The following is a 21846-nucleotide window of genomic DNA, read 5'->3' as shown; positions in this document are numbered from 1 at the left end:
GAATATGACTTCTTTGGATTGATTATACCTCCTGGACAAAAGACTGTAAACGAATTCATTGAAAAAAAACCTTTGTTTTTTAAATTAATATGATTTTTGACATTGACATATGTGTTTAGTAAGAAAAATCAGAAATTATAGCAATGTGCGTATGATGTTTAAGCAAAATGGAAATACAATTTAGTATCAAATAGATTCTATGAACTCTATCAGAGGCATAGAAATGGAGTAAGCAGCTTTTATCCTATTCACTACCCGGCGGAGCTGCCGGTTATGAAGATGGTTATTTCATGATGTTGTTAGGAGGGTTAGGCTTTATGACAGCCGTTAGACAAGATGCTTGGAGTGCTGAAGATGATTTGGTTTTGGCAGAAATAACGCTGCGTCATATCCGGGAAGGCAGTACGCAACTCGCTGCTTTTGAAGAGGTGGGAGAAAAAATCGGAAGGACCTCGGCGGCATGCGGATTTCGCTGGAACAGTTGTGTCCGCAAAAGCTATGAGGATGCAATTGGCATCGCCAAAGGCCAACGCCAGAAGCGGAGTTATTTGAAAAAACAGCCGATGAACAGGGGAGCACAGGTAGCAGGACTGATTCTCAGCGACATTGAAGAAGAATATGGACGAAGCGAAGGTTTGAACGAAAATTCGTTATCCATTGATGCGGTTATCCGTTTCCTCAGACAGTGGAAAGGAACCTTTCACGAGGCGGGACGCCAGCTGAAGATGCTGGAAAGAGATCTGCGGGAGAAGGAAGATGAATTATCCGAGCTCAGGGTGGAAAATGAGCGGTTATCGAAGGAAGTTAACCTCGCCCAAAGTGATTACCGCGTGGTAAACGATGATTACAAGGCACTGATTCAGATTATGGACCGTGCCCGCAGACTTGCTTTCCTTAACGAAGAGGAAGAGGAAATGAAGACGCGGTTCAAAATGGATGCCAACGGCAATCTCGAACGTATGGAATAAAGTTATGCAACGGTATGACCCGCAAACAGAGCTGCCTTCGGGCACAGTGTTTGCGGTTTTTTGTTTTTGCATTTGCGGAAGCCTGCGGATATAATGAGGGAAATTATTGGAAGGGTGCGGAGGCAAGGCGTGAAAATTGATATTATTGGCGCGGGATCACTTGGTTTGCTGCTGGCAGGAAAACTTATCGGCGCCGGAGCCGAGGTCAGAATCTGGTGCCGAAGTGAAGAACAGGGCAGGGCGCTGGAGGAGAACGGTATTACAATAAGCTATGAGGATGGCCAACCCCCGGTTTTCCTTCCGCCCGACAAATTTAGGTCAGCAGCTGTGAACACCTTTGCCGAAGTTTATCTGCGTGATCCGGGGGAGTTCATGGCAATTATGGTCAAGCAGAATGCACTCCACAATGAATTCCCGCAGATATTGCTTCCACTAAAGCATAGCAAGATTCAAGCGGTGTGTTTTCAGAATGGCTACGGCCATTTGGAGCTGCTGCAGGAGTTGCTGCCACAAGCAGCAGTTTGGGCAGCGGTAACCACTGAGGCAGCCAAAAGAAAAACATTAACGGAGGTTATTCATGCAGGGAGAGGAGAAATATGTATAGGGAAGGTTGGCGGCAGCAATACTACTCATGGTCCATCCGCGCTAATTAGTTTCATTGAAACGCTCACAGCAGCAGGATTCTCCGCCTCTATGTCGAAAGAAGTGGATACCATGATTTACCGGAAGCTTTTAATCAATGCTGTGATCAATCCCCTTACAGCGATCTGGCGCGTACCGAACGGTGAATTGCTCGCTTCCGAGCAGCGCATACATTTGATGAAGGAACTGTATGAGGAAGCGATTGCCGTATATGAAGCCTGCGGTATTGCTCTTGAAAGTAACGCCTGGGAAGGCATAATGGAGGTTTGCCGGGCAACAGCCGGCAATATTTCATCAATGCTTGCCGATGTGTTGTCCTCAAGAGCAACGGAAATACGCTGGATTAATGGGAGCATTGTGGATATGGCGGAGCGGAGTGGCATCGATGCTCCACATCACCGCTGGATTTGCCGGATGGTAGAAGGCATGCTTGTGAGGGAGAGGTGAGGCTGTTTGGAATTTCTGCGGAATTCGTTCATTACTATAAGCGTTATTCCGATTGTTCCTTTTTTAATCGTCTATTTTGCGGGAATAGGCCTCAAAAAAGAAAAGAAAAGCACTTTTTTGCTGGCAATGGACGTGACTACATTATTTTTATTTCTTTCCGTATCGGCCTTGTTTAATATCATCTTTGATTCGGGTTGGGGCTTCTATCTTATACTACTTATTGTATTAATATCCACCGGATTGATTGGCGGGGCTCAAAATCGCTTAAAAGGAAAAGTGGATGGAAAACGGTTACTTCGGGCAGTATGGCGGCTTTCTTTCTTTTTTATGACCGTTAGTTACATTCTGTTTTTGGTCGTAGGCCTCATTCGATACATATCACAAGCGATGTAACGTTCCACTGCTTCGGTGAAGCGTCAATGTCACAAATCTTTTAAGTTTAAAAAAAAATCGGTTTTCAGAAAATATTGCTCTAGATTTTTTTGACCACTGGTTGTATAATCATAAACCATATACCACATTCTATTTAGGGGGAACTGCTAGATGAAGAAGAGTAAAAGTCTATTGCTCATGATTGCATTAGTTTTAGTCATCGGCACAGTGCTTGCTGGCTGCGGCGGAAACAATGCTAACAATGGCAAAAATGCCAGCCCGACCAATGCGCCGGCTGACAATGCAGGTAACAAGAATACAGGAAACGCAACTGGCGATGAGAAGTTAGCTGCTGACCAGACGCTTAAGATCAACCTGAGCTCCGAGCCTCCTACATTTGACCCGCAACAAGCTCAAGACAGCACATCCAATGCTATCCTGAAATTGCTGTATGAAGGACTTACTCGTCAAAATGCAGAGACTGGGCAAGCTGAAGAAGGTATTGCTGAGTCCTGGGAAATCTCCCCTGACGGCCTGGTGTATACGTTCAAACTTCGTGATGCAAAATGGAGCAACGGCGACCCTGTAACAGCTAAAGACTTCGCCTTTGCTTGGAAGCGTGTCCTTGATCCGAATGCAGAACAAGTGGCTCCTTACGCTTACCAACTGTACTACATCAAAGGTGCTAAAGATTTCAATGAAGGCAAAATCACTGACTTCAGCCAAGTTGGCGTTAAAGTAGTTGACGATAAAACACTTGAAGTGACACTGGCCAACCCTACACCGTATTTCTTGGGTCTGTTGTCTTTCTATACGTACTACCCAGTGCATAGTTCCGTTGCAAATGATCCAAAATGGGCAACTAAGGTTGAAACCCAAATCACTAACGGACCTTTCACTTTGTCGGAGTGGACGACTGGCCAATCTCTGGCCGTAGTTAAGAACCCATCGTACTATGCTGCAGATCAAATTAAAGCAGCAGGCATCAATTTCTCCGTTGTAAACAGTGGTGCAACTGAACTCTTGAGTTACAAAAACGGAGAACTTGACCGTGCAGGCGGTCCGATTGGAGAAATTCCAACCGAGCAGCTGCCAATCGTTGAGAAAGAATTCCCTAAAGAATTTGCAAGAAAAGGTATTTCCAGCGTTTACTACTACCAGTTCAATGTAACTGAAAAACCTTTTACAAATGCTAAAATCCGTAAAGCCTTGGCTATGGCTATCCAACGTCAGCCAATCATCGATAATATCACTTTGGGCGGACAACTGCCAGCATTTGGTTTTGTTCCTCCGGGCATCCAAAGCAATGAGAAAGCATACCGTGATCAAGTAGCTGATTCCCAATACTTCAGTGAAGATGTAGAAGGCGCTAAAAAATTGCTTGCCGAAGGTCTGAAAGAAGAAGGCTTGGATAAACTGAGCTTCACTCTTTCCTACAATACAAGTGAAGGCCACCAGAAAATCGCTGTAGCTATTGCGGATATGTGGAAAAAGAGCCTCGGCGTTGAAGTTAAACTGGAAAACAAAGAGTGGGGTGTCTTTCTCAAAGATAAACAGAACCTGAACTATCAAGTAACACGCGCTGCTTGGTCCGCGGATTACAATGATCCAATGACATACCTTGATATGTGGGTAACTGGCGGCGGTAACAATGATGCTGGTTATTCCAACCCAGCGTATGACAAACTGATCGACGAAGCTAAAAAATCTTCAGACAATGCCCTTCGTCAAGAGAAGTTTGCTGCTGCAGAAAAATTACTTATGGATGATATGCTTCTGATTCCGATCTATTACTACACAAATAACTCGTTGACTAAAGAGTACCTTAAAGGTGTAACTCTGGACTTCAGCGGTGCAATCGACCTGACCCGCGCTTACTTGCTCGAACACTAAGAGAGAAGCTAGCAACAAAATACAGTAATATAATATCTGAAGGTTTTTATATTACTTCGGGATATATATGTGGAACTCCATATATATCCCTTTTTTTTGTATGGGATAGTAAATGAGATTATTTGGAAAAAATAACAATTTGATTAAATGGACAAATGAGTATTTTTTCCTTAGAATAGGTAAGTAAAAATATTGTCGAAGGAGGTGATGGCGGGCATGGTTCGTTATATTTTCAACAGATTTCTCCACATGATTATTTCTCTGTTTGTCTTGATATCTGCGACCTTTTTCTTAATGAAGGCGATTCCCGGAGATCCATTCACAGCAGAAAAGAAAATTCCTGAACAAATTTTGCAGCGTCTATACGCGCAGTATAATTTGGACAAGCCCGTCTTTGAGCAGTACGTTATTTATTTGAAGAATATTATTAGAGGTGACCTGGGCATTTCAATGAAAATGCTTAACCAGGAAGTAACAGATATTATTTCACAAACCTTCTCTTCATCGCTGAAGCTTGGGGTTGTGGCTATTATTGTAGCGATTATCATAGGTGTAGGGTTAGGGATGCTTGCGGCTCTGCATCACCGGAAATTGATCGATAATGTCGCAATGATATTGGCTGTTCTCGGTATTGCGGTACCTAGCTTTGTTGTGGCTTCATTGCTGCAATATTTGCTGGCTTATCATTGGAAAATTTTCCCTGTCATGGGCTTTAAAGGACCGATGAATTATTTCCTCCCGGTTATGGCACTGACGGCGTCGCCGATTGCAGTCATTGCACGTCTTACACGTTCCAGCATGCTTGAAGTGCTTCATGCCGATTACATCAAGACAGCAAAGGCGAAGGGCCTCAACTGGATGTCGATTTTATCCCGCCACGTGTTGCGCAACGGTATTATGCCGGTAATTACTTATGTGGGACCGATGACCGCGAACATTATTACCGGTTCTGTTGTCATTGAACAAATCTTCGGTATCGGCGGTATCGGTAAACAGTTCGTTCAAGCGATTAATACACGTGACTATCCGATTATTATGGGTATCACCATATTCTATGGTGTAATCTTGATGGTCGCACGTTTCCTTACGGATGTCGCTTATGTTGCTGTTGACCCACGTATAAAACTTGCTGGAGGAAAGGAGGATTAACGTTGGCTGCAAATAATAATACTGTTGCTCCACATGTGGACCTGAAGCCCGAAGATTTCCGTAAAATCGGCATTGATGAGAAGGAAGCGGAAGTGATTCAGCGCGAAAGCCTTTCCGCTTGGCAGGATGCATGGCAGCGTCTGCGCCAGAACAAATTAGCTATGGTTGCGCTGGTTATTATGATCTTGATTGTCATTATGGCCATCGTTGCTCCGCATTTGGTTCCTTATACTTATGATTCGAATGATTTGATGAGTACGAACAAGAAACCATCCTTGGATCACTTGTTTGGAACGGATGATTTTGGACGCGATGTATTTGTCCGCACCTGGATGGGTGCCCGGATCTCGCTGATTGTCGGCCTTGCCGCTGCGATGATCGACTTAATCTTTGGTGTTATTTACGGTGGGGTCATGGGATTCTTCGGTGGACGCATCGATACAGTAATGAACAAGTTTTCCGAAATTTTATATTCGATTCCTTATCTGCTCGTAGTAATTATGCTGCTTGTAGTATTTGAACCGAGTCTGTGGACGATTATACTTGCCTTGACCATTACGGGCTGGATCAATATGTCCTGGATTGTACGCGGCGAAATTATGCAGCTCAAAAACCGTGAATTCATCTTGGCCTCACGCTCTATGGGTGCTGACTGGAAACGGCTGCTGTTCAAGCATTTGCTTCCAAATGCAATGGGACCTATTATTGTTACCGTAACGTTGTCCGTACCAAGCGCAATCTTCTCCGAAGCGTTCCTCAGCTTCCTCGGACTTGGCGTACAGGCACCGGTAGCTTCACTTGGTTCCATGATCAATGACTCCCTTACAGGCTGGATGTACTATCCTTGGCGGATGATCTTCCCTGCGCTTGTTATCAGCTTGACCATGCTGTCCTTTAATATTTTTGGTGATGGACTCCGTGATGCACTGGATCCTAAGCTGAAGAAATAGGAGGTGAACATTGATGGAACCCATTCTGCAAGTCAAAGATCTGCATGTTTCCTTTTTTGTAAAAGGCGGAGAAGTACAGGCTGTCCGCGGTATGAATTTTGAAGTAGGCATAGGTGAAACGGTAGCCATTGTCGGTGAATCCGGCAGTGGTAAGAGCGTTACGGCGCAGTCGATTATGCGGCTCATCCCTACACCGCCCTCCAAAGTGAAACAGGGCGAGATTATTTTTCAAGGACAGAATCTGCTGAACAAAAGCATGAAACAAATGGAAAGTATTCGCGGCAAAGATATTGGCATGATATTTCAAGACCCGATGACTTCTTTAAACCCAACTATCAAAGTGGGCAAACAGATAACCGAAGTTTTGATCAAACATCAGAATATGTCAGCGGCCGAAGCGAAAAAGCATGGTATTGAGATGCTGAAATTAGTTGGCATCAAAAATGCGGAGGCTCGCTTTAACCAATATCCCCACGAATTCTCCGGCGGGATGCGCCAACGTGTAATGATTGCCATTGCACTGGCCTGCCGCCCGGCTCTGCTGATTGCAGATGAGCCGACAACGGCGCTTGACGTTACCATTCAAGCGCAAATCATGGATGTTATGAAAGAGATGCAGCAAAAGCTGGGGACCTCCATCATCCTGATCACTCATGATCTCGGCGTAGTTGCCGGCATGTGTGACCGGGTCATCGTTATGTATGCTGGTGAAGTGGTGGAAACAGGTACCAGATGGGAAATCTTTAAGAATCCGCAGCATCCGTATACCAGGGGGTTGCTGCGGTCGATGCCGCGTCTGGACCAAAAGAAGGGTGAGCCTTTGATTCCGATCATCGGGACTCCCCCGGATCTGATTAAGCCGCCGATCGGCTGTCCGTTCACAGCGCGTTGCAGTGAAGCAATGCATGTCTGCGAACAAATCGATCCCGGTGCAACAGAGTTCAGCGAAACGCATATGGCGCGTTGCTGGAATCTGCATTCGATGGCCAAGGAGGTGCAGTTCGTTTGAGTAAGAACCTGATTGAAGTTGAAGGTCTTAAGAAATATTTTAATGTAGGCAAAGGTAAAGTTCTTAAGGCTGTTGATAATATTAATTTCTCGATCCGCGAAGGTGAAACCCTGGGTATGGTTGGGGAATCCGGATGCGGAAAGACTACTGCCGGCCGTACGGTTCTTCGTTTGTATGAACCGACTGCAGGAAGCGTAAAGTACAATGGCACTGATATCTATAAATTATCCGCGGGCAAAATGAAGGCGCTGCGCCGTGACATGCAGATGATTTTTCAGGATCCGTATGCTTCACTTAACCCGCGTCTAACGGTGTCCGATATTATCGGGGAAGCACTGGACATCCATGGGATGGCCGGAAGCCGTGCAGAACGCAAGAAACGGATTGAAGAACTGCTGGATATGGTTGGACTTAACCATGACCATGCTACCCGCTATCCGCATGAATTCTCCGGCGGCCAACGCCAGCGTATCGGGATTGCCCGCTCGCTTGCGGTAAACCCTAAGTTCATCGTCTGCGATGAGCCGATTTCCGCACTTGACGTGTCCATTCAGGCGCAGGTTGTCAACCTGCTCAAAGAACTGCAGGACCGTCTTGGACTTACTTATCTCTTTATCGCGCATGATTTGTCCATGGTTAAGCACATCAGTGACCGAGTGGCAGTAATGTACCTGGGTAAAATGGTTGAGCTTGCAGAAAGTGAAGAGCTTTATGCGAACCCGCTTCACCCGTATACGAAATCGCTGCTGTCGGCGATTCCAGTTCCCGATCCGGAAATTGAAGCCAACAAGAAGCGTATTCATCTGCATGATGAGCTTGGCAGCCCGATTTACTCGGCTAACGAGAAGAGCAATGACAGCGACTTTGAATTGATTGAAGTTTCCAAGGGACATTGGGTTACCAAGCAATATGTATAACTGAATGCAGTTGAAATACGTTCAAAAAGAAGATACATTAGAGCCATTGTGGTCTCTAATGTATCTTCTTTTTTTAAAAGGAATAATATAGAAAACATTTACTTATTATAACATTTGTCATACTTTCACCCACTCTAAAGATGCTATATATATTTATATAAAAGTATTTTTATAGGAGGTTTATATGAAATCTTCAAATTATAACTTTTTTATTGATTTTCCAGAAAGTAATCAAGTATTAGCCTATAATTCAAGAACAGCATCACTAGCCTTGCTGGAACCCAAAAATTATAAGGAATATCTGGAGTTTGAAAAAAACTCGGTAATTGCTGGTCTAGACGAAGACTTTCTCAAAAAACTGAAAATTGGCGGCTTTATTCTGGAGAATGATATTAATGAGCATGATATTATCACGCATCATCTGCTGCGGAACAGATACAAGACGGATACTCTTGACCTGACTATTGCCACAACACTTAATTGTAATTTGGGTTGCGTTTATTGTTTCGAGAAAGATATTCGGAGTAATAAGAAAATGGGCGATGAGGTTAAAGACAGAATAGTAAGCATTGTAGAGGAACAGGCGGGAACGATTAAATTCCTTAGTATCTGCTGGTACGGCGGAGAGCCCCTGCTGGATATGACTGTAATTAGGGATCTTTCCAATAAGTTTATAGATATTTGCGAGAGTAACAAAATAGAATATAGCGCGAGCATTATAACCAACGGCTATAACTTAACACCAGATATCGCAGCTGAGCTGGCAAGCCTAAAAGTCACGTTTGCCCAAGTGACCATTGATGGGCCGAAGCCTATTCATGATGTGCGACGGCCTCTGGTTGGAGGACAGCCCACTTTTGACCGAATCTTAAATAATGTAGAGAAAGCCAGCGAAATTCTGCCTATTACATTAAGAATCAATACGGATGACAGCAACAAGGATGATATGGACTCTCTGCTGGATTTGATTGTTGCAAGAGGGTTGGGTTCGAAAGTCGGAGTCTATCTTGCCCAGGTGAAGAACGAGAATGAATGTTATAACACTAATGTATGTATGGCTACCTCCGCATTTACAGAGATATCTGACAACTTCGACAAAAAGGCTCATCTTATGGGGATCGGAAGCAATCTTTATCAATATCCTGCGCCTACCGGTCCTTACTGCGGAGCTGACAGTGCAAATTCTTATGTGATCGATCCTGAGGGCTATCTCTACAACTGTTGGACTGAGGTTGGTGATATGTCGAAAAGTTTTGGGAATTTGGTAGATTACAGTTTTGAAGGAAACATTGGCTTGAAGCTTCAGTACATGCTGTATGAGCCGCAGCAAAATGAAGAGTGCGCCAATTGCAAATATTTGCCTCTGTGTATGGGGGGGTGTCCCTATGAACGGCTGAATAACGCGGGGGATTATTGTGCAGCCATTAAATACAATCTGGAGAGGAAGATTAAAAATTACGCCAAATACGTAATCGAGCATCAAAAGGAAGCCAAAGAAAAGGTTGAAGTCTAGGTATGTGGGTTCATCTTATTGGATGAGCATCATATAAATTAACTTTATTGGAGGTTATATCATGGAATTTCTTGTTCAACCTATGTATTCTGGAAGTGCCGCCAACTGTCCCAACTTGCAGCACTGTAATTGTTACCAGGGCGGAGACTGCAATTTTCATGTATGTGTAGACAAGGGCAGCTCCTGTATTGCGCACAAGCCAGGCTGTATTGCTTGGATGTAGTCATCAACATTTACTAACGGTTGTCCGTCCGGATAATGCATTACCTTATCCGGGCGGCAATGCAGGTTGGGGCGAATATGAAAATAAAACAATTAACGAGACTCGTGTTTACCCGCAACTACAAGAGCCTGGCGCCTCTCTTTATCATGTCTTTGTTTTCATCGGTCATCTTTAATTTGCTTCTTCCCAATCTTAATGGAGAATACTTTGATGAGTTGACCCGAGGCGCCGAACACCGACTATATACGGTATTATTTTATTTGTTAATTGTGAATGCGGGAGGGCTTGTTCTTTCCTTTTTCTTAAGCCTGCTTAATAGCGTTGCCGGCTCAAGGGTAGCGCTGAAGGTCAACTTTGAAGTAATTGAGCATATTCAGAAGACACCTTTGGAATACTCCAACAAAATCAATCCAGTCTTTGTAACCCAACAAGTGAACAATGACAGTCATGTGGTGACAGATTTCTTCCTGGACTTTCTGATCCAGGGCTTTGTCAGTCTTTTGATTTTAATATCAACGGTTGTTTTAATGTTCAAAATCAATATATTGATTGGTGTATTGTTCTTATTGGCTGTACCTGTTTATGCGGTTGTTTATTTTATGTTCAAGAAGCCTATTTACCAGAGTGCTTATCTCATGAAAAATGAGCAGTCACAGCTTTTCTCCCAGATGAACCGGCAGTTAAGCAATATACAGTTAATCAAACAGCAGAACTGGTTCAAGTCACTGAAACAAGAACTGCTGAGTCATTCGGCGAGCTTCATGAAAGGATTAATCCATAATTCGAGAATATTGAACTTAGCCTCCTCGGCCAACGGGCTTGTTATGCAATTGTTCAATATTGCTGTTTTGTATATTGGCGCCGTCTCTGTTGTTCAAGGGAAAATGACCATCGGAGAGATAGTTATTGTTACCTCCTATGTTGGTTCCGCAGTAAGCTCTTCCAGATATTTTATAGATAATTTCAGCAAGTATCAGACTATAAAAGCCTCCATGGACAGATTGGAGGAGCACTTATCCGTGGCTCCTGAAATGAACAACGAAGCTGTGCTATCTACCATTGATAAAGTGATATTGAAGCAAGTCTCATTTGAACTGAATAATGTCCATATTCTGGACGGGTATGACTATGTTTTTACCAAAGGAAATATTTATGCCGTAACCGGATATAACGGAAGGGGAAAATCCAGCTTTGTCAATGTAATCACCGGTTTGTATCAGATGTACGGCGGAAATATTTTTTTTAATGATACTAATATCAGAGAACTGGATATGTACAAATTAAGGGGAGAGTTGATTGGCATTGTCGAACAAAACCCCTATATCGTCAGCAATAACTTCAAAGAAAATCTTACATATGGTTTAACATCCCTACGGGACTCCGAGCTGGATCTGTTCATCCAGAGCTTTAAGCTGGAAGGAAAAATGACCGAAACGCAGTCACAGGGGGAAATGCTACTGTCTGGCGGGGAAGCCCAAAAGTCATCTATAATACGAACCTTGTTAAAAAAACCGCAGCTACTCATCTTGGACGAGCCCACATCCATGCTGGATAAGGAATCAACCGTTTGTCTGCTTGAAACTCTTGTTCGGCTAAAGAATGAGGCCATAATCATTATTGTTACGCATGACAGCAATGTAATGGATATATGCGATGAGATTATCAATCTGGATACTGAACATAACCAGAAGAAGCCTCAAGTATACCTGGCTTCGCCTTAATATATAAGCCCGTGTTCAATACCGTCAACCGGATACGGACTTTATATAAATAAATATTTATTTATAGGAGGATTCACACATGACCTTTTTAGTAGAACCATCTTATTCAGTGCTTGGCTCGAGTTGTCCGAAATTATCTTCCTGTGATTGTTACCAAGGTGGTAGATGTTCATTTAGTGTATGTGTATCCAAAGGAGACAGCTGCATCGGATATAAACCCGGTTGTTTGGCATGGATGTAAACTGGTAAAACGAGAAGTAGGAGAAAAAAATGGAATTTATGGTAACTTCATTAACGATGGATTCCCGGTCCCATGCCGTGTTTTCCTGTAATTGTTATCACCGCGGGAAATGCCATGTGTCAAAATGCATTGGTAAAGGCAGCAGTTACAATCACTATAAAAAAATATAAGGATAGTCAATCTGTAAAGCTAGACCAGCTGAGATATTCGGCCAGGTCTAGTTTTTTCATTTCTTTTTGACGCCGCCCTTCACTTTGGATACAATCAGATAGTATTATCCGTATCAATTTCTACATATATGAAGCAACAGGAGAAGAGGAGGCCACAGCTATGAACGTAATACCGGAACCGATCCCGGGCGGATCTGCGCTCGCACGCGACTATATAGAACGTTATGAACAGGTAAGCCATCTGTACGGCGGCGATTTCCGCGATGAAGAGGGTAGACGCCGGCGGGCGGAGTGGCTGGATGGCAGCGAGCAAGCCCGCGCCGATCGCGCCGATGTTGCGGCTTGTCTGCGTAGTTACAATGCCGTGCACAATCCACACGAAGCTGTGCAGGCTTCGCTGGCGCTGCTGGAGCAGCCAGGGACGCTGGTGGTGACCGGGGGGCAGCAAAGCGGCCTGTTTACAGGTCCGCTGTTTGTCGTATATAAGGCACTCACCACCATTCAGGCGGCAAAAGAAGCTGCAGTCCAGCTAGGACGGCCGGTTGTGCCGCTCTTTTGGATTGCCGGTGAAGATCATGACTGGGATGAGGTTAATCATACATTTGTCTTAAACCGCACCGGGGAGATCACCAGAATCAAGCTGGACAAAGCTGAAGGCCCCCGTTCTTCTGTCAGTGATATTAAGGTGGAAGAATCGGGATGGGAGCAGGTCATTGCCGAACTGGATGGCCTCCTTCAAGAAAGTGAATTCAAACCGCAAATCATGGAGTTTATCCGTGAATCTTCACGAATGGCGGGCAGCATGAGCGATGCTTTTGCTAAGCTGATCGGTTCGCTATTCGGCAAATTCGGCCTGATTCTGCTGGATTCTGCCGATCCGCAACTGCGCAGGCTGGAGAAACCGTTTTTTGCCAAACTGATTGAACGCAATGATGAGCTGGAAGCAGCCTACAAACAATCGGCGATGCGTATAGTTGAAGGAGGTTATGAGCTGCAGGCAGATGTGACCTCCGGGAATGCGAATCTTTTCTATATACATGAAGGTGCGCGGCTGCTGCTGCATAAGGCGGATGGGCGATATACTGACCGCAAGGGTGTCGTCTCCTTCTCACCGGAGGAATTGCTGGCAGTGCTTGAAGACCATCCTGAACGCTTCAGTAACAATGTGCTGACACGCCCGCTTATGCAGGATTATGTCCTGCCGGTTCTGGCCACAGTACTGGGACAAGGGGAACTGGCCTATTGGGCCATTCCACGCAATGCCTTCGAAGTTGTCAGCGGGCAGATGCCGCTGATCCTTCCGCGCATGTCTTTTACAGTCATAGAAGGAACACTGCACAAGCATATGAATAAATACAGCCTCTCCTTCGCGGATGTAAGACAAGGGCTTGAGCAGAAACGGAAAGAATGGATCACTGCCCAGGATGAACTGGAGCTTGGCCGCCGGTTCGAGGAAACGAAGGAAGCCTTCTCCGTCATGTATGAGCCGCTGATCGAACAGCTCGGAACGATTCAGGCCGGTCTGCTTAAATTAGGCAATAACAATAAAGAGAAGATCCTGGATCAGATTGCATTTTTACAGGGGAAAGCCCAGGATGCCATGGAGAAACAAAATGAAGCTGCGCTCCGCCAATGGGAACGGATTGAGCTGTCACTCATGCCGCTGGGAAAGCCGCAGGAAAGAGTATACAATATGATGTATTACTTGAACCGCTACGGCCCGGCTTGGCTGGATGAACTGATGACCATACCCGCCGACTTCAGCGGAACGCACCGTATTATTTATATGTAGGAAAAGAAAAGTAAGCTTACGAAGCAAGTTTTGTTCGAAGCTAGTTCAAGAAAGTCTATGTTCACAATACTTTTAGGAGGTTTCATAAATGAGTTCAATGTCGAAAGAAAATAGTATTGTCGCGGACATGTCGCTCGCGCATGAAGGGCATCTCAAAATCGACTGGGTCCGCCAGCATATGCCGGTGCTGAACCGCATCCGCGAGCAGTTCGAAGCTGAGCAGCCTTTCAAAGGGCTGAAGGTGTCGATTACGCTGCATCTGGAAGCAAAGACGGCTTATCTTGCGAAGGTAGTCAAGGCGGGCGGTGCTGAAGTTACAATAACCGGATCAAATCCGCTGTCGACCCAGGACGATGTCTGCGCGGCGCTTGTCGAAGACGGCATTACAGTGTTCGCCAAATATAATCCCTCACCGGAGGAGTTTAAGGCACTGAATATCAAGGCTTTGGAGAGTAAGCCGGATCTGATCATCGATGACGGAGGAGATTTTGCGACCCTGCTGCATTCGGAACGTCCCGACCTGATGGAGAATATCCGCGGCGGTGCTGAGGAAACCACTACAGGGATCATTCGGTTGAAGGCACTGCAGAAGCAGGGCATCCTGAAGTTCCCGATGGTTGCCGTTAATGATGCGTATTGCAAATATTTGTTTGATAACCGTTATGGTACGGGCCAGTCGGCATGGGACGGGATCGTCCGTACAACCAACCTGATTGTAGCAGGCAAAACCGTGGTTGTAGTTGGTTACGGCTGGTGCGGCAAAGGGGTAGCCATGAGGGCTAAAGGCTTGGGCGCTAACGTAATCGTCACTGAAGTGGATGCAATCAAGGCAGTGGAGGCGCATATGGACGGATTCCATGTGATGCCGATGCTGGAAGCGGCCAAACGCGGTGATTTCTTCGTTACGGTTACCGGCAACCGGTATGTCATCCGCGGCGAGCATTATGATGTTATGAAGGACGGCGCAATTATGTGCAATGCCGGACATTTTGATGTGGAAGTGAATAAACCGGAACTTGCGGAACGATCGGTATCCCAGCGTACCGTGCGTAAAAATATCGAGGAATACCAGTTGAAGGACGGACGCAAGCTCTATCTGCTGGCTGAAGGCCGGCTGGTCAATCTGGGGGCGGCCGATGGGCATCCGGCGGAAATAATGGATACGACTTTCGCTTTGCAGGCGTTGTCGCTTAAATATGTGAATGACAATTACAAGAGCATCGGTGTCAAAGTGGAGAATGTTCCTTATGATCTGGATGAGCAGGTGGCACGCTACAAGCTCGAAAGTCTGGGAATTGCTATCGACAGCCTGACTCCAGCGCAGGTGGAATATCTGGACAGCTGGAATTTGAACGACTAAGCGGTATTTTATCCTTATCGATAGGCCCGTTGCCATGTATATGGTGCGGGCTTCTTTTTTTGATCCGGATGGGTGAATGCATAGAGTCAGGTGCCTGTGGAGGGGATGACTTGACAAACAAGAAAAAATTACCTTGCTGCGGAAAAAGGTTTTTGATTTTTAATGGCGAATCTATTATGCTTAGGTGGTGTAAAGTGGGGTAAAGTGGGGAATCGGTAGCAAGGGGTGGGTAAAACTATGTTTATGGGGGAATTCCAGCATAGCATTGACGACAAGGGCCGCATCATTATTCCGGCCAAGTTCCGTGAATTGCTCGGAACCTCTTTCGTAGCGACCCGCGGCCTCGACTCCTGCCTGTTTGTTTATCCCATGGAAGAATGGGGAATCATGGAGCAAAAGCTCAAAAGCCTTTCACTGATGAAATCGGATGCCCGTGCCTTCAGCCGCTTTTTTTTCTCAGGAGCGACAGAATGTGTATGGGACAAGCAAGGCAGGGTGAATCTGCCGGGGAACCTGCGGCAATATGCCAAGCTGGACAAGGACTGTGTTATTCTGGGCGTTTCGAACCGGGTGGAGATCTGGAACAAGGAGCTATGGGAGCAGTACTTCGAACAGTCAGAGGAATCGTTCAACGAGATTGCCGAAAAATTGGTGGATTTCAATTTTGATCTATAACATACACAAACACAATTCGAATACTGCCCTGGAGGGATGCAGCTTGTTTCACCACATCACGGTGCTTAAGGAAGAAGCGACAGAAGGGCTGCACATCAAGAAGGATGGGATTTACGTTGACTGTACGCTCGGAGGAGCCGGACACAGTTCTCTTATCGCATCCAAGCTTAGCGGCGAAGGCCGGCTGATCTGTCTGGATCAGGATGAGTGGGCTTTGAACAATGCGAGGGAGAAGATGGCTGAATACGGGGAGAAGGTTGTTCTGGTTAAGACCAACTTTCGCGATCTTGAGCAGGTGCTGAAGGAGCTTCCTTTTGTGCCGCAAAAAGATGGTGTTCCCCAGGTCGACGGAATCCTGTTTGATCTTGGCGTATCCTCACCCCAGTTCGATGAAGGGGAACGGGGGTTCAGCTATAATCACGATGCTCCGCTTGATATGCGGATGGACCAGTCCGCAGAGCTGACTGCAGCCGAAATCGTTAATACATGGAGCGAGCAGGAAATCGCCCGCGTGCTTTTCCAATACGGAGAAGAGAAGTTCTCGCGGCGGATCGCCCGCAAAATTGTGGAGCGAAGAGAGGAACGGCCAGTAGAAAGTACAGGCGAATTGGCTGAGCTGATTAAGGAAGGCATCCCTGCAGCTGCGCGCAGGACGGGTGGACATCCCGCCAAACGCAGTTTTCAGGGTCTGAGAATCGCCGTGAACGACGAGCTTGGCGCTTTTGAGGAAGGACTTCATGGCGCGGTACGCTGCCTGGCACCCGGAGGAAGGGTATCTGTAATTACCTTCCATTCTCTGGAGGACCGGATCTGCAAGCAAATCTTCAGCAGCTATTTAAGCAGATGCACTTGCCCGCCTGACTTTCCTTTTTGCGTATGCGGTGCTGAAGGTACTCTCAAGTTAATTAACCGCAAGCCGCTCGTTCCTTCCGGGGAAGAGCTGGAGCTTAACCCGCGCGCCCGTTCAGCGAAACTGCGTATTGCAGAGAAATTGTAAAAAGACGATAAAGGAGAGTCAGAGATGGCCTATACCCGCGGCAATTTAGCAGTCAAGCCCAAGAGAAAAGAAGAGGTAAACCCGCTTTACCGCGAGAAGACAAAAGTTGTCACTAGGCGGATGGTGATTCCACTGCAGGAGAAGCTGATGTATATGCTGACACTGGGAGCATTCGTGCTGGTGGCTGTCGCCCTGATTTGGCGTTACGTCCACATTTATGATTTGAACTTGCAGGCTCAGAAGCTGGACAGCGAAATTGCAAACAACAAAAAGCAGATTGCCACATATCAGATGGAGAAGCAGAATTTAGAGCAGCTGGTAATCGAGAAGGCAAAAAAGCTGGGATACGTGCAGCCGCCTGAGGATACCACTATTTATGTGCCGGTGGGCAGTACTTCAACTGACGGAGATAACCAATAGCGATTGGCAGAAGTCGCAATAATAGAGTTTGTGAGGTTTCCTTATGGTAAAAAGAATAAAACTTCGCACGCTGTTTATAGGAGGGTGTATTACCCTCTTTTTTCTTGTTTTAGTCGCCCGGGTCTTCTGGATACAGGTTCTGCAAAGCGAGTCCTGGCAGGAAAAGGCGGCCAAGCAGTGGGCTCATACTTCGGAAATTAAAGCGGTGCGGGGAACGATCGAAGACCGCAATGGCATTGTTCTGGCTAGTGATGTCCCGGCGTATACCGTTGTGGTGGACCCTGCGGTCATTGCTGAGCTGAAAATCGGGGAAGAAGTGATTCAGGGTCTGCATGACCTGTTGAACAAGCCGGTGGATCAGTTGAAGATACTGGTTGAGGCCAAGGATGATAAAGGCAATTTTCTCAAGAATCGCGAGGTCCGCACCGAAGGCTGGAAAATCGATCAGGAAATGAAGGACAAGGTGGACGCTTTTATCAAAAAGCTCCGCAAGGAGCATGATATTCTCGAAACCGGCGTCGGCACGGTCAGGGAGCAGAGACGTTATTATCCCAAGAAAACACTTGCCGCGCATATTTTGGGTTATACCGACAGAGACGGCATTGCCATAGCGGGTCTGGAGAAATATTTCGATAAGCAGCTTAAAGGCGTCGACGGCAAGCTCTATTACCAGAGTGACGGCAAAGGATTCAAGCTGCCTGACTCACAGGATACTTTTCAGCCTGTCGTGAACGGCAGTGATTTCAAGCTGACCATCGACAGCACCATTCAGTATTACATCGAAGAAGCGATGAAAAAAGCTTATGAGCTGTATAAACCAAAATCCATAAGTGTGATTGCCGCCGACCCGAACACGATGGAGATTCTGGGCATGGCCAATTTGCCTACCTTCAATCCCAATGAATTCTGGAATTCGGAAACGAAACCGGGGGACTTCTATAACCACGCCATCATGTCGAGATTTGAGCCGGGGTCGACGTTCAAGATTGTAACGCTGGCCGGTGCGGTGGAGGAAAACCTCTTTGATCCGGATGCCTATTTTATGTCCGGCCAAATCAAACTCAAGGGTTTGCGCAAGCCTATACCTGATATCAACAGAGTAGGATGGGGTGAAATCACTTACCTTGAAGGGGTTAAACGTTCCAGCAACGTAGCGTTTGTCAAGCTAGGCTATGAAAAGCTTGGGAAGGAAAGGCTGCTGCAATATATCACTGATTTTGGTTTCAAAGATAAAACAGGCATCGACCTTCCGGGAGAAATCATCGGGCTCGTTAACCCCGACCCGAACAATGTGTCGGAAAATGCTACACTTTCTTACGGTCACGGGAAATTGCTCGTTACTCCGATCCAACAGCTTACGGCGGTGGCAGCGATTGCGAACGGCGGCAAGCTGATGGTACCTCATGTCGTCAAGGAAATTACCGATCCGAATACCGGGAAGACAACAGTCACTCAGCCTGAGGTTGTGCGTCAGGTTATCTCGAAGGAAAGCGCACGCGAGACCGGAAGCTATCTGGAGCAGGTTGTTGCGGATTTGCAGCATGGGACCGGGAGACACGCCTACATTGAGGGCTATCGTGTGGCGGGCAAGACCGGAACGGCGATCAAGCCTGACGGCAAAGGTGGTTATGACCGGGACAAGGTGCGCTCTTCCTTTCTAGGATACGCACCGGTCAATGATCCGAAGATCGCGGTCTATGTCATTATTGACGAGCCTGCCGACGCTGCCGGCGGCGGTATCGCGGCGGGCCCGGTGTTCCAGGAGATTGTATCCCAGGCTCTGCCCTATATGGGCGTGCCCAAAATGGGTGACACGAGCGATACAAGCAGCAGCAAGAAAACGGTCAAGGCGCAAGCCTCTGTACAGCGCAAGGCACCTGATCTGACGGGCAAAACCGTGAAGGCAGCCAGAGAGCTGCTTATCAATGGGGGATATGATTTTGAAGCGGTCGGTCAAGGAGCTACTGTGGTCAGCCAGTACCCAGAGAAAGGAACTGTGCTTGCAACAGGACAGCGCATTTACCTGTTAACTCAGCAGGGTGACAAACAGACCATTCCGGATTTGCGCGGGCAATCCCTGCGGGATGCACTGGAAATTCTTAATCTTCTGAAGATCGGCATTGCAGTGGATGGCGAAGGGTATGTCTCCGGGCAAACGGAAGGCATCAAAAATGGCAAGCCGCTGGTTACTCTGAAGCTCAATCCGATCAATGAATACGGTGAGGATATTCCGGTTACGGAGCCGGCGGAGGATGCAGCGGAAGAGTAGCCGGGGATCTCAGGTTGTTTAAAGAAGTGAACCAAAGCCGTTCCGTCAGCGGTAAAACAGTGATGGACCCGTTAGCTGAAGAACGGCAATCGTACAGGCTGTTCTAAGCCCTGTTTGTCCCGAATATTCATGAGATAAGAGATCATGTCTATACGAGCGAAAGCGGGGAGAACGGAATGAAGGTTTCGAAAGTCGTAACTCGGCAGAGAATGCTGTGGACGCTGCTGGGATTGGCCGTATTATTCGGCTCTCTGGCCGTGCGTCTTGCCTATGTGCAGTTGTCCAAAGGCGAAGAACTCAGCGCTAAGGCGGAAAATTTGCTGCGCCGTGACATACCTTTTACTGCAAAACGCGGTGAAATATTGGACCGTGAAGGGACGTCACTGGCCTATAATGTCAGCTCGCCTACGATTTATGCGGTTCCTGTGCAGGTGAAGGATAAGCAAGGAACAGCACAACAGCTGGCTCCACTACTCGGCATGACTGAGGTGAAGCTAGTGACGCTGCTGTCTAAAGGGAAGTCTTCGGTGAAGTTACAGCCCGGCGGCCGCAAAATTACGATGGAGCTTGCCGCAAGCATCCGTGATTTGCAGCTGCCGGGCATCGTTGTCGCTGAGGACAACAAACGTTATTATCCTTACGGGGATTTGGCGGCCCATATTCTTGGGTTCACGGGAATTGATAATCAGGGCATCACCGGCGTTGAGAATATTTACGATAAACTGCTGCGGGGAATTGACGGGAAAATATCTTATTTGTCTGATGCAGGCGGCCGGTTAATGCCTGGCTCCTCTGAGAAGTATTTCGAACCCCAGGAGGGACTGAGTCTGCAGTTGACCATTGATAAGCAGATCCAGTCCATTATGGAGCGTGAGCTGGATCAGGCAATGGTGAAATATCAGGCTCAGGGCAGCTGGGCTATTGCCATGAATCCGAAAAATGGCGAGATTCTGGCAATGGCGAGCCGGCCGGGTTATGAGCCTGGCGCTTACAAGGAATACGATGCGGCAGTTTATAACCGTAATCTGCCGATATGGATGACGTATGAACCAGGATCGACTTTCAAGATTATTACCCTGGCTGCGGCACTGCAGGAGGGTAAGGTGGATTTGCAGCATGAGCATTTTTTTGACCCCGGTTTTATTGAGGTCGGGGGGGCGAAGCTGCGCTGCTGGAAAAAAGGCGGCCATGGCAGCCAAACCTTTCTCGAAGTGGTGGAGAATTCCTGCAATCCGGGTTTTGTCGTGATGGGCCAGCGTCTTGGCAAAGATACCTTGTTCAAATATATCCGTGATTTCGGCTTTGGCACGAAGACGGGGATCGATTTGAACGGGGAGGCAAGCGGCATCCTGTTCAAGCCTTCGCAGGTGGGGCCGGTGGAACTCGCTACAACAGCTTTTGGCCAGGGGGTATCGGTTACGCCGATTCAGCAGATTGCGGCAGTGTCTGCGGCAATAAACGGCGGTAAGCTGTACACGCCTCATGTTGCCAAGGCATGGATTAATCCGGATACCGGTGAGACGGTATCAGAAGTGAAGCCGCAAGAAGTGCGGCAGGTTATTTCAGAGGAAACCTCGAAGAAGGTGCGGGCTGCCCTTGAGAGCGTAGTTGCCAAAGGCACCGGACGGCCGGCATTTATTGACGGCTACCGTGTGGGGGGCAAGACAGGGACGGCACAGAAAGTAATCAATGGCCGATATTCTCCTACGGAGCATATCGTATCTTTTGTAGGCTTTGCGCCTGCGGATGACCCGCAGATTGTTGTGTACACTGCGGTGGATAATCCACAGGGCATACAGTTTGGGGGCGTGGTAGCGGCTCCGATCGTACAGAACATTCTTGAGGATTCCCTGCGTTATTTGAAGGTGCCGGAGCGTAAAGACCAGCTTCCCAAAACCTATAAGTACGGGGAGACTCCGATTGTGACGGTTCCCGATCTGACAGGCGCCACAGTTCAGGATATTTATGAAGATCTCAACATGAATTTTACGCTCGTGCGTTCAGGCTCAGGCAATACCGTAGTCAATCAGGCCCCCAAAGCGGGAGCTAGAGTCGAACAAGGCTCGACGATCAGGATTTATATGGGGTCTTCAGGTGAATCATAAGAACGACAAAGCA

The 21846-nt window shown here is 47.0% G+C and carries 17 protein-coding genes; all 17 read left to right on the top strand.

Features of this window, described 5'->3' with window-relative positions:
• Nucleotides 1-317: 317 nt before the first annotated feature.
• The 17 genes from NST99_RS25840 to NST99_RS25760 all read left to right on the top strand — a co-directional run bounded on the left by NST99_RS25840 (nt 318) and on the right by NST99_RS25760 (nt 21833).
• Nucleotides 318-968 carry an RsfA family transcriptional regulator gene (locus NST99_RS25840; RefSeq protein WP_341095474.1) on the top strand — a complete coding sequence of 217 codons (651 nt, stop codon included), beginning with the start codon at nt 318-320 and terminating at the stop codon, nt 966-968.
• Between the two features lie 129 nt (nt 969-1097).
• A complete protein-coding gene (locus NST99_RS25835; RefSeq protein WP_341095472.1) occupies nt 1098-2057 on the top strand; it encodes a ketopantoate reductase family protein in 960 nt (319 codons plus the stop codon).
• A 6-nt stretch (nt 2058-2063) separates the two neighbouring features.
• Complete coding sequence (locus NST99_RS25830) at nt 2064-2450, top strand: DUF3397 domain-containing protein (RefSeq protein ID WP_341095469.1); 387 nt, start codon at nt 2064-2066, stop codon at nt 2448-2450.
• A 150-nt stretch (nt 2451-2600) separates the two neighbouring features.
• A complete protein-coding gene (locus NST99_RS25825) occupies nt 2601-4322 on the top strand; it encodes a peptide ABC transporter substrate-binding protein (protein WP_341095468.1) in 1722 nt (573 codons plus the stop codon).
• Between the two features lie 216 nt (nt 4323-4538).
• Nucleotides 4539-5471 (top strand): ABC transporter permease, encoded by a 933-nt coding sequence (locus NST99_RS25820; protein ID WP_341097757.1) that lies wholly within the window; start codon nt 4539-4541, stop codon nt 5469-5471.
• 2 nt (nt 5472-5473) lie between these two features.
• Nucleotides 5474-6421, top strand: coding sequence for an ABC transporter permease (locus NST99_RS25815; RefSeq protein ID WP_341095467.1), 948 nt, complete (start codon nt 5474-5476; stop codon nt 6419-6421).
• Between the two features lie 13 nt (nt 6422-6434).
• On the top strand, nt 6435-7430 hold the full coding sequence (locus NST99_RS25810) for an ABC transporter ATP-binding protein (protein ID WP_341095465.1): 996 nt from the start codon (nt 6435-6437) through the stop codon (nt 7428-7430).
• Nucleotides 7427-8347 (top strand): ABC transporter ATP-binding protein, encoded by a 921-nt coding sequence (locus NST99_RS25805; RefSeq protein ID WP_341095463.1) that lies wholly within the window; start codon nt 7427-7429, stop codon nt 8345-8347. Before NST99_RS25810 ends, NST99_RS25805 begins: the two co-directional genes overlap by 4 nt.
• Before the next feature lie 184 nt (nt 8348-8531).
• Nucleotides 8532-9860, top strand: a complete 1329-nt coding sequence (locus tag NST99_RS25800; protein ID WP_341095461.1) for a radical SAM/SPASM domain-containing protein — start codon at nt 8532-8534, stop codon at nt 9858-9860.
• A 300-nt stretch (nt 9861-10160) separates the two neighbouring features.
• Complete coding sequence (locus NST99_RS25795) at nt 10161-11804, top strand: ABC transporter ATP-binding protein (protein ID WP_341095459.1); 1644 nt, start codon at nt 10161-10163, stop codon at nt 11802-11804.
• Nucleotides 11805-12375: 571 nt separating this feature from the next.
• Complete coding sequence (gene bshC / locus NST99_RS25790) at nt 12376-14007, top strand: bacillithiol biosynthesis cysteine-adding enzyme BshC (protein ID WP_341095457.1); 1632 nt, start codon at nt 12376-12378, stop codon at nt 14005-14007.
• 88 nt (nt 14008-14095) lie between these two features.
• Nucleotides 14096-15367, top strand: a complete 1272-nt coding sequence (locus tag NST99_RS25785; RefSeq protein ID WP_076109040.1) for an adenosylhomocysteinase — start codon at nt 14096-14098, stop codon at nt 15365-15367.
• A gap of 237 nt (nt 15368-15604) precedes the next feature.
• Complete coding sequence (gene mraZ / locus NST99_RS25780) at nt 15605-16042, top strand: division/cell wall cluster transcriptional repressor MraZ (RefSeq protein WP_038595376.1); 438 nt, start codon at nt 15605-15607, stop codon at nt 16040-16042.
• A gap of 43 nt (nt 16043-16085) precedes the next feature.
• A complete protein-coding gene (rsmH, locus tag NST99_RS25775) occupies nt 16086-17039 on the top strand; it encodes a 16S rRNA (cytosine(1402)-N(4))-methyltransferase RsmH (RefSeq protein WP_341095454.1) in 954 nt (317 codons plus the stop codon).
• 24 nt (nt 17040-17063) lie between these two features.
• Complete coding sequence (locus NST99_RS25770; protein WP_341095451.1) at nt 17064-17459, top strand: hypothetical protein; 396 nt, start codon at nt 17064-17066, stop codon at nt 17457-17459.
• Between the two features lie 43 nt (nt 17460-17502).
• Entirely contained in the window at nt 17503-19728 is a 2226-nt protein-coding gene (locus NST99_RS25765; protein ID WP_341095449.1) for a penicillin-binding transpeptidase domain-containing protein, read from the top strand.
• 176 nt (nt 19729-19904) lie between these two features.
• Entirely contained in the window at nt 19905-21833 is a 1929-nt protein-coding gene (locus NST99_RS25760; protein WP_341095446.1) for a stage V sporulation protein D, read from the top strand.
• Nucleotides 21834-21846: the final 13 nt, after the last annotated feature.

Source organism: Paenibacillus sp. FSL L8-0470 (assembly GCF_038008625.1).
In the GTDB taxonomy this organism is placed as follows: domain Bacteria; phylum Bacillota; class Bacilli; order Paenibacillales; family Paenibacillaceae; genus Paenibacillus_AQ.
The sequence above is the reverse complement of the archived record's forward strand: the minus strand, read 5'-3'. Positions and strand labels throughout refer to the sequence as shown.

Coding starts and splice junctions, on each gene's coding strand:
- NST99_RS25810 (WP_341095465.1), top strand. CDS start 6,435: ATGGAACCCATTCTGCAAGTCAAAGATCTGCATGTTTCCTTTTTTGTA.
- NST99_RS25800 (WP_341095461.1), top strand. CDS start 8,532: ATGAAATCTTCAAATTATAACTTTTTTATTGATTTTCCAGAAAGTAAT.
- NST99_RS25770 (WP_341095451.1), top strand. CDS start 17,064: ATGGCCTATACCCGCGGCAATTTAGCAGTCAAGCCCAAGAGAAAAGAA.
- NST99_RS25795 (WP_341095459.1), top strand. CDS start 10,161: ATGAAAATAAAACAATTAACGAGACTCGTGTTTACCCGCAACTACAAG.
- NST99_RS25825 (WP_341095468.1), top strand. CDS start 2,601: ATGAAGAAGAGTAAAAGTCTATTGCTCATGATTGCATTAGTTTTAGTC.
- mraZ (WP_038595376.1), top strand. CDS start 15,605: ATGTTTATGGGGGAATTCCAGCATAGCATTGACGACAAGGGCCGCATC.
- NST99_RS25765 (WP_341095449.1), top strand. CDS start 17,503: ATGGTAAAAAGAATAAAACTTCGCACGCTGTTTATAGGAGGGTGTATT.
- NST99_RS25820 (WP_341097757.1), top strand. CDS start 4,539: ATGGTTCGTTATATTTTCAACAGATTTCTCCACATGATTATTTCTCTG.
- NST99_RS25840 (WP_341095474.1), top strand. CDS start 318: ATGACAGCCGTTAGACAAGATGCTTGGAGTGCTGAAGATGATTTGGTT.
- bshC (WP_341095457.1), top strand. CDS start 12,376: ATGAACGTAATACCGGAACCGATCCCGGGCGGATCTGCGCTCGCACGC.
- NST99_RS25760 (WP_341095446.1), top strand. CDS start 19,905: ATGAAGGTTTCGAAAGTCGTAACTCGGCAGAGAATGCTGTGGACGCTG.
- NST99_RS25785 (WP_076109040.1), top strand. CDS start 14,096: ATGAGTTCAATGTCGAAAGAAAATAGTATTGTCGCGGACATGTCGCTC.